Annotated in this window: 6 protein-coding genes and 2 tRNA genes; 4 read left to right on the forward strand and 4 right to left on the reverse strand. The window is 32.2% G+C overall.

The genetic code is table 11. The features are described from left to right. The first annotated feature begins 314 nt into the window (after positions 1-314). Positions 315-542, forward strand: a complete 228-nt coding sequence (locus tag SAY88_RS24210) for a hypothetical protein (protein WP_332634988.1) — start codon at positions 315-317, stop codon at positions 540-542. 760 nt (positions 543-1302) lie between these two features. Here SAY88_RS24210 and SAY88_RS24215 read toward each other — a convergent pair. Continuing rightward, the gene (locus SAY88_RS24215; protein WP_332634989.1) at positions 1303-2106 is read right to left on the reverse strand and encodes a hypothetical protein; all 804 of its coding nucleotides are present in this window, start codon (positions 2104-2106) and stop codon (positions 1303-1305) included. A 591-nt stretch (positions 2107-2697) separates the two neighbouring features. Next, entirely contained in the window at positions 2698-2871 is a 174-nt protein-coding gene (locus SAY88_RS24220) for a hypothetical protein (RefSeq protein WP_332634991.1), read from the reverse strand. An 872-nt stretch (positions 2872-3743) separates the two neighbouring features. Between SAY88_RS24220 and SAY88_RS24225 the strand changes: the two genes are divergently transcribed. The 3 genes from SAY88_RS24225 (at position 3744) to SAY88_RS24235 (ending at position 5817) form a co-directional block, all read left to right on the forward strand. Next, a complete protein-coding gene (locus tag SAY88_RS24225) occupies positions 3744-4064 on the forward strand; it encodes a DUF771 domain-containing protein (RefSeq protein WP_216830727.1) in 321 nt (106 codons plus the stop codon). Positions 4065-4172: 108 nt separating this feature from the next. Further along, on the forward strand, positions 4173-4319 hold the full coding sequence (locus SAY88_RS24230) for an Arm DNA-binding domain-containing protein (protein ID WP_332634995.1): 147 nt from the start codon (positions 4173-4175) through the stop codon (positions 4317-4319). 370 nt (positions 4320-4689) lie between these two features. Then, positions 4690-5817 carry a tyrosine-type recombinase/integrase gene (locus SAY88_RS24235; protein ID WP_332634997.1) on the forward strand — a complete coding sequence of 376 codons (1128 nt, stop codon included), beginning with the start codon at positions 4690-4692 and terminating at the stop codon, positions 5815-5817. A 359-nt stretch (positions 5818-6176) separates the two neighbouring features. On the opposite strand, the gene SAY88_RS24240 is transcribed toward SAY88_RS24235, so the two are convergent. Beyond that, positions 6177-6258, reverse strand: a tRNA-Leu gene (locus SAY88_RS24240). A gap of 9 nt (positions 6259-6267) precedes the next feature. Continuing rightward, positions 6268-6344: transfer RNA gene (locus SAY88_RS24245), tRNA-Arg, on the reverse strand.

Here is a 6344-nt window from a genome sequence, read left to right on the forward strand (position 1 = left end):
TCAAGCCACCTGAGTCTACTTGATAATTGGTAAGAAAGTTAACTTTTTTGTGTCCAAAATATTGACCTAGATCCAACCTATCGATATTCTATATATACTTATAATTAACATTATACGCCATGTCACACCGTTATTTTAAAAGACATAGTATGCACGAATCGTTACCTAAGTAAAATTTTTGAGCCAATACAAATTGAATAAACAAATTCTCCATAAAATTATCGTGTAATTATCCGTTCTCCCAAAAAAATATTGAACACTCCTTCAAATTTGTCGATATATATGAGTACAACATATAGGAGGTGTTTGTTTTGATGGATCAACCTTTATATAAAGTTTCAACACGGTTTCCTAAAAAAGGAGATTGGGTACAATGTATGTTGACTCGACAAATTTGGAGTATCTTATTAGTCTGTGACAACGATAATGTAATTGTTGGTTATTTAGAAAACGAAAAAGGCATAACAGAAGGAATTTATTTAGAATCTAAATTCTATAATGTATTGGAGAAAGTGAGAGATGAGGATGAACTTCCGTTTTAGAATAGTTCAAACAGTGAATAGAGCTGAAGAAATTATGTACGAATCGACAGCTCTTCTTTCTATACTATGAATCAATTTACTAACTTCGACTCATTTAAAAAAAGTTAAATTTAGCTTAAGGCGCTTTCGATTCACCTTTGCAAAAGTACACATTGCTAGGCATCAATTATTATAAATAAAGTAAACATTCCAATTAAGAAGGTACAAATCAGTTGCCACTTTTAATTAGCACCTTATTAATAATTATATATAAAACCCTTGTATCATTAGATACCTTTTTAATAAGTTATTATAAAAGTAAGCGGTAAACATACTTCTCTCTCCTATTAAACAAAAGTTTAGAAATGAAGAAAAGCCCGCCCCTGATCAAGAAACAGGTCGCGGGTCTTCTATTGAATAGTTTATTTGTACTGTTCATCAATTAATGCTTAATTTATCAACTTTTTTTCAACAACTTAACTATCTTCATTTATAGTCATTCTCTTTCTCCATGCATACTATATAGCCACTCTTGCCATTCTCTAAACTAATGCTCTTTTACTAAATGCCCTCCCTAGCACTTTCCTACATTTTTTACACAAAAAACAACCATGAATGTATGTATGTAGAAAAGAATGGATAAAGATATCGAATAATTTACCATTGTTTATCTCCCGTTCATGCAAATTAAGAGAATAACATAACCCTTTATATACTAACTATTACAGGTAGTACACAAATTGCGTGGGGACTTATTTTTAACAAGCTCAATGTACAAAAGTCACTCATTGTCTTGTACTTTGACTGGGTTAGTATAATGGAAGATTTTCACTTCATCAATACTTTTCCGGAAAACTGAATTTGTATCTTCGATAGCATTTTCTGAAATAATGATATTACTTAGTTTTTCTAGATTTCTAGCTTCTTCGATACATTTATTTCCATCTTCACAACGATGCTTAATATAGATCAATCCATCAAACGTAACTTCAGGGCTAACTTCTGGATCGGAATTTGAGTAACTTGCGGTATAAAGTAATTCATAATCTGAAGAAACAAAATATCCTTTTCCTTTATAAGCATATAATGACTCAATTACTAATGGTACTTTTCCCATAATGGTGTTGAACGGTCCTACAGAAGTAGGGTACTTTTCCCAAATCTCTTTCATTGTTGGAAGCGTTTCTTCAACTAGATCCTTTAACATTGCTGTTGAAAAACTATAGTTGTCAGAAGAGGTAATTTGAATGTTACTTGTGTTGTTATCTCCAGTGGGTAAAAGAATTGTTGCTCTTTGTAAATATACATCTTCTCTAAAAGAGTAAAGGTCTACTTTTTGTGCATTATTTTTGACTACACCTCTCCAAATTCCGCTTACTTCTCTCTCTTCTATGGATTTGGATAATGCAAGGGCTTCCTCTGCAACTTCCCGATTTTTTTCATCTTCTGATTTTGTTTCCTCAGCAATTTTGTTAGCTTCAACTGTAAGGGCTTTTATTTTCTCATTTTGATAAAATTGAACACTCCCAAATACAGTAGTTAACAAAAGCCCAATGCCAATGGTCCATTTTTCAAATTTAGTCATTATTATTTATTTCCTCCTACTCCTAAGTTTGTTTAATTGAATAACCATTATATTAAAATATAGACCCTTTACATAACAATAGGATTTATAATGACTACTTGCTTGATCCTATCTATCACTCATAAATTTTAACAAAGTGTTTCATAGACTCTTTATTCAACTAAAAAATTCAGGCTTTATTCCTGCTTACCTAATAATCTTCCACCTTTTTGTTTCTTCACCCCGTCCAAATTATAAAACACTCTCGCTTTTATAAAAACTTTGTATCTTATCAAGTAAGCAATATCCTCTATCTTCTATAAAGGGAGAACTCTAAATTACGTAAAACTTACTTATACGGGAACCGAAAAGCCTTGCATATTCCTTCTGCTTGCGAGAAGCATATGTCTTAATACACTATCTTCAAGTTCGTTGGAATATTCTAATCATGTTTATTGATTAATAAAGTAATATGTATATTGAATGTATTTGCGTATTGATTTGTTTATTATACTATACTCGCTACTTTAAGTACTTACTTTCATAGATTTAGAATTAAATGAAAGTATTTACTGCGTAGTATCGGTCAACTGCGGCGAACTGCGACCTATATCATAAATCAAATTCATCCACATCACCCGCGCCTTGGTTTTTCAGATCAACACGCCCTAATATTTCTTTTGCTTTAGCCTCTTGTTCATTTGTAGTAATGAAGGCATCTTGAGGTATTCTCCAGTGCTTACCATTTGTTTGGTATGCTCCTTTAAACTTCCCCTTATCTAACATCCTTCGTATCGTTTCATCACTTACACCTAATTTTTAGCCACTTCACTTGGTTTGTAATAAGATTTATCCACCAATATTCACCTTCACCTGTATAAAAATAACTTAATATACATTTTAGCGCGATTTAAAATTCAATATAACCCTTTTTCTATTAAAGTCATTACAAAGCGGACAATTTTCTTTATTGTTCTTCATGAATTCACATCCTTTCAGTTACTTCACTTTTTTTCTACTGCGTAATATAACGGTTAATCCACAATCTGACCCTTATATGGAAAACTAATGTATTACCATTGTTTATTGATCCTTCAATAGCCTTACATGAAAAACTACTTGGGATGAGAAAAAACAAATCAAATTTTGTACTTACAATATCCATCACATTTAGTTCATGATATTCTAGTTTTAGTAGTTCTAAATCTCTATATAATAGCTACTTGGAATGAATAAGAAAAATTTTAAAATTTTTATCACTTACAATATCCATCCTTTTTTGTTCATGCTAATCTGTATTTAGACAATTCATTTTATAAATCAGTTTTTACGCAAAAACTACTTGGGATGAATAAAAAGTTTTCAAAAAAGTTTTTCGCTTATAATATCCATTCCAATAAATCCGTGCTAATCTAGCATTAACACTTAGTTTAGAGACCTTAATTCATTAGATCTACTAGTGTAATAATCTAAAAGGAAAATCTCACGCTATAAACTCTGTGATAACAATTGCACAGAAAATAAAATCTTAAACAAATAGAATATTTCGAGAGCGGAAGCACCGCCAGACTTTTCCATTAAGATTCTTATTCTTATGGATGTTCTGGGGTGCTTTTTATTTTCCCAAAGATTTATAAACTTTTAAGGAGGAAGTAACAATGCAACAGCTATCAGTAAATTTAACTATCCCAGTTCCTTCAGACTCTGTACTTATCTCAAAAGTAGAACTACAGGAGTTGAAGCAGCAACAACTAACGGGTACCTGGTGGACAATGGAAGACCTTGAAAGGAGAATAAATCTCAAACATGAGTGGATTAAAGAAAATATTCTTTATCCTTCTAAATTCAGAAAAGTTCTTGATGTAAAAAAGGGGGGATTTGTACGTTACCCAGAATCGAAAGGGCAAAAGTGGTCATTCCAAGCCTCAAAGATGGCAAAATTTTTAGATGAACATTTTCAGCAGATATTCTCTAAATGAGTGTTAAGAGAAACTTCCTAACTACTAAAAAAATGCTGTTGAAAATTTTACCTTGATTCTTCTAAAGGGTAAGATTTTAAAGAAATAAACCATAGAGGTGATTAAAAAATGGCGAGTTTCCGAAAAGGAGGACAAACGTGGGGATATGCAGTTAGCCACACAGTAAACGGCAAAACAAAACAATATACAAAGACTGGGTTTAAGACGAAAGCAGAAGCACAATTAGCAGCTTCTGAAATTGAAAGCAAATTTTAAAAAAGGAAAAGTTCCTTGCTTTATAAATAGAACGCCTAACGAGAAACTATTGAACTTTGCCAATAGTGAATTAGTAGTAAGAGAGATTAGGAAAAGAATCAATAATGAGTCAGACCACTATTTATTCCTATTAGGCTTGTCTACTGGTATTTAACATAGTGAGTTAGTTGATTTTATGTTACAAGACTTTTAGTTTGCAATATAAAAATTGAATAACTATTACCTAGAAAAAAGTGCATTAAGCACACTCAGAGATGCCTAGAAGTAGTTTCTAATAGTTACCAGGAAACTTATTCAAAAATTGTATTAGCAACCTATTACGTAGAATTCTGTAAAGTTCTCACAATGGGTTAGAAGAGGAGATGAAACAATGGCTAGTATTCAACAAAGAGGAAAAAAATCGTTTCAATACACAGTAAGTCACACAGTAAATGGTGAAACAACGGTATTTAGAAAAGGTGGATTTAAAAACAAAACAGAGGCAAAAGCCGCTGCTACAGAACTTGAGGCAAAATTAAATAAGGGGATAGTACCTCATTTAAAGGATGCTCCCATTGATGAATATTTTGATAACTGGGTACAGTTATACAAAAAAGGTTTATCCGATGTAACACTAAGCCATTATAAATACACATATGAACGAATTAAAGAACATTTTGGTAGTAAACCATTGCAAGAGATTAATAAAAAATCTTACCAAGCATTTTTGAATGAATTTGGTGAAAACAAGGCTAAAGAAACCGTCGAAAAGCTTCATGGCCATATACGCGAGTGTGTTCAAGAAGCAGTGGAAGAACAAATTATTCCTCGTAATTTCACTCTAAAAGCCAATATATATTACACGGTACTTGCTAAGGATGAAAGTGAAAAACACTTAAACTATAACGATAGTAAATTAGTGTATAAAGAATTACTCAAGAGGCTTCATGAAGATAAAGTGTATTATTTATTGTTATTGGGTTTAGAAACAGGTTTACGTTTTGCAGAACTTGTTGGTCTTACTTTTGAAGACTTTGACTTTGATAACAACAAAATCAATGTTGATAAAACGTGGGGATATAGCAATAAAAAAAAATTGGGATTTGGACGTACCAAAAAGAGGTCCAATGGAACATACTGTGACAGAATAATTAGTGTCAACACAAAAACAATGAGTGTGTTTAAAGATTTATTTGAAACACTACCGGACAATAAAAATCGTTTGGTCTTCTATAATTCAAAATCTAAGTACAAAGTAATCACAAATGAGCGTGCGAATAAGTTATTAAAAGAAGTTTTACTTTACTTAAACATCCTTCCGCTTATTGGTGTGCATGGACTAAGACATACTCACGGTAGTGTACTGATACACAAAGGTGCAAGATTACATTATGTAAGTAAGCGTCTAGGTCATAGTGATATTGAGACAACTTCTAAAAAATATATTCATCTTTTAGAAGAATCAGAAGAGGAAGACGAGAAGATTACAAATGAAGAGTATGAAGGTTTATACGATTAAGGTGAATAAAGCAAACAAGATGTGGTCAAAGCTTATCAAGTGATAGTAACTTGATAAGCTTTTATTGTATTGCCATTGCTAATTCTTAAATAAGATTTATGACTGTATTGCTAAAAGGACCTTAAACTAACTCTTATTACAATTTTGTTTTACTTTTTAATCCTAATAAAATGTGCACATTTGTTTGTGTAAAAACTTGTGTAAAAATTATCAGCCATGTGTAAAATCTCGTGTAAAAATAAATCGCGTTCTAACTGTTTCTAACTTATTCTCTAAAAACAAAAAACTCAGAAACGTTGATGTATCAACACTTCCGAGTTTATAATCTGTTTTAAACTTAACCTAACTTTATGTAATAATACCGGTGGTCGGGGTCGAACCGACACTCCAGAAGGAACACGATTTTGAGTCGTGCGCGTCTGCCAATTCCGCCACACCGGCAAATTATAGTGGCGCGCCCTGAGAGATTCGAACTCCCGACCTTTTGATTCGTAGTCAAACACTCTATCCAGCTGAGCTAAGGGCGC

The organism is Halalkalibacter flavus, from assembly GCF_036663575.1.
Lineage (GTDB): Bacteria > Bacillota > Bacilli > Bacillales > Bacillaceae_D > Halalkalibacter > Halalkalibacter flavus.

Excerpts from the sequence above, each read along its gene's own strand:
- SAY88_RS24210 (WP_332634988.1), top strand. The coding sequence starts at position 315 with ATGGATCAACCTTTATATAAAGTTTCAACACGGTTTCCTAAAAAAGGA.
- SAY88_RS24215 (WP_332634989.1), bottom strand. The coding sequence starts at position 2,106 with ATGACTAAATTTGAAAAATGGACCATTGGCATTGGGCTTTTGTTAACT.
- SAY88_RS24220 (WP_332634991.1), bottom strand. The coding sequence starts at position 2,871 with ATGTTAGATAAGGGGAAGTTTAAAGGAGCATACCAAACAAATGGTAAG.
- SAY88_RS24225 (WP_216830727.1), top strand. The coding sequence starts at position 3,744 with ATGCAACAGCTATCAGTAAATTTAACTATCCCAGTTCCTTCAGACTCT.
- SAY88_RS24230 (WP_332634995.1), top strand. The coding sequence starts at position 4,173 with ATGGCGAGTTTCCGAAAAGGAGGACAAACGTGGGGATATGCAGTTAGC.
- SAY88_RS24235 (WP_332634997.1), top strand. The coding sequence starts at position 4,690 with ATGGCTAGTATTCAACAAAGAGGAAAAAAATCGTTTCAATACACAGTA.